This window comes from Nostoc sp. CHAB 5715, assembly GCF_020829685.1.
GTDB lineage: Bacteria > Cyanobacteriota > Cyanobacteriia > Cyanobacteriales > Nostocaceae > Nostoc.
In genome coordinates, this window is record NZ_JAIVFR010001052.1 from 1 (window position 1) to 2,429 (window position 2,429).

Below are 2,429 nucleotides of genomic sequence, written 5' to 3' on the forward strand. Positions count from 1 at the left end.
AATATTTCAAGTAATGAGAAAGGTAGACCTGAAATATGCACAGGAACCTGACCTTTACATTGCTAATTCTAGTGTTGTTGCCCGCCGTATTGAAAATATTTATGGCAAAAAGGCAATGATGGTGAACTATCCAATTGATACTAGTAAATTTCTTTTTTCTGATATAAAAGAAGAATATTATCTGGCCTCAGCCCGGATGATCAGCTATAAGCGTCTTGATATAATAGTCGAAGCTTTTAATTGGCTGGGATGGCGCTTATTAATATCAGGTGATGGGCCAGAACAAGCACGGTTAAAATCCAAAGCATTAAAAAATATTGAGTTCTTGGGACACGTAAGTGATAGAACGCGCAAAGACTTGTTTTCAAAAGCCAAGTCTATTATTGTCGCAGCCTTAGAAGACTACGGGTTAGTTCCAGTAGAGGCGAATGCTAGCGGCACACCAGTCATCGCTTATGGAGCAGGTGGAGTATTAGATACTCAAATACCAGGTGAAACAGGAGTCTTTTTTAAAAGGCAAACACCCGAATCTCTACAAATTGCATTACTAGAAGCCAATAGCATTTCTTGGGATTACGATCGCATCCGTAATCATGCAGTAGCAAATTTTTCAGAAAATGCCTTCTTTAGCAAAGTTGAGCAAATTATTAACCAAGCTTGTGATGTGCAGCAATTATTTATTTAATTTCGTAATCTCCTGCCCCTATAAGATTACCTATTTATTTTTCTCTCTCCTCCTTGGCGTCCTTGGCGTCCTTGGCGGTTCGTAAAAAAAGAATAGGTATTTTCAGAGAATCTCTTAGCGTAAGTCTTGAAGACAAGGATAATAAAAGTGGTTCAAAGTAGTCTAAATCCTCATATAACTCAAGTTTCAGAAACTGAACCAAGTTACGGACAATTGTTTGCCGTATTTGTGCGAAGATTTCCTTGGTTTCTAGCAGTATTAATTACTTCTCTTGCTATTGCAGGTATGGTAACTTTTAAAACCAAACCAACTTATAAAAGTTCCATGCAACTGTTAGTAGAACCAAACTATCAAGGTAAAACAGAAGGTCCTGGGTTAGACAACCAATTTACCGACTCAAATGTAGTCATAGATACTGCCACCCAGCTTAACTTGATGCAAAGTTCAGGACTCATCCAAAAAGCAGTTGATAAACTTCAGTCTGATTATCCAGATATAAGTGTAGCTGAGATTAAAGCTTCTTTGGTCTTAACTCAATTAAGGAGCAAAGAAGATAATGTCGCTACTAAAATCTTTCAAGTTGAATACATTGCTGGAGATCCGGAAAAAACACAAAAAGTTCTGGGCGCAATTCGACAAGTTTATGTAGAATATAACAAACAACAACAGAATTCGCGTTTACAAAAAGGTCTGCAAATTATCAGAGAACAGTTAAGTAAAGCCAGTGAAGAAGTAAACGCGGCTGAGACAAACCTCCAAAGGTTTCGTAGAAATCAGAACTTAATTGATCCAGAGTCACAGGCCAAAGCGATTGAGACAGCTTTGAACAATATTGCCCAAGAAAGACAGACAACTCGTGCTCAGTATGGCGAAGCTTTAGCACGCCAAAAATCTTTGGAAGAACAACTTAACCGTTCTCCTCAAAATGCTCTTGTTGCTTCTCGTCTGAGTCAATCTACTCGCTATCAAGGCTTACTAAACGAAATCCAAAAAAGCGAACTAGCACTAGCACAAGAACGCTTACGCTTTACAGATGAAACTCCGAGTGTGCAAAAGCTCAAAGAACAGCTTCAGAGCCAGAAGGAATTATTGCAACAAGAGGTAGGAAGAACTTTAGGCGAAAAGTCTGCTGGTGCATTCACGAATGGAGACTCTCTTCTCGAAAAAGGACAACTCGGCCAAATTGATCTCAGCCTTGCTGGTCAGTTGGTAGAAACACAGACAACTATAGTTGCTTTAACTGCTCGCGATCAAACTTTGGCCCAAAAAGAAAACGAACTGCGTTTTGAAATCAAACGCTTCCCGCCTCTTTTAGCTTATTACAATCGGATGCTACCGCAGTTACAATTTAGCCGTGAAAGGTTAGAGCAGCTTTTAAGAGCAGAACAGCAATTGCGGCAAGAACTTTCCAAGGGTGGATTTAATTGGGAAGTTGTGGAAGAACCTCAAAAAGGTGGACAATTAGGCCCCAATCTTCAACAGAACTTGCTGTTAGGTGCTGTGGTTGGGTTTATGTTAGGAGGCATTGCTGCCTTTATTCGAGAATCGGCTGATGATGCAGTTCACACCACTGCTGAATTAGAGAAGCAAATGGTCATACCGTTGTTGGGAACAACTCCCAAATTACCGCCAGCCAAACCCAGAGAATCAATGATCAAGTTGCCTTTTGGTAAGCCAGAAGTTCTTGCCCCCTGGACAATTCAGGTATTGCAATCTCCACCGCGTTGGGAATCGCTGGATCTGA

General features: G+C 40.3%; 2 protein-coding genes. Both read left to right on the forward strand.

What is annotated here, in order from left to right; all coding sequences use genetic code 11:
* A partial coding sequence (locus LC574_RS35690; RefSeq protein WP_229458350.1) for a glycosyltransferase occupies positions 1 to 685 on the forward strand: 685 nt, incomplete at its 5' end.
* A 147-nt stretch (positions 686 to 832) separates the two neighbouring features.
* Positions 833 to 2,429 (forward strand): GumC family protein (locus tag LC574_RS35695; protein ID WP_229458351.1); only part of this gene is annotated, 1,597 nt, incomplete at its 3' end.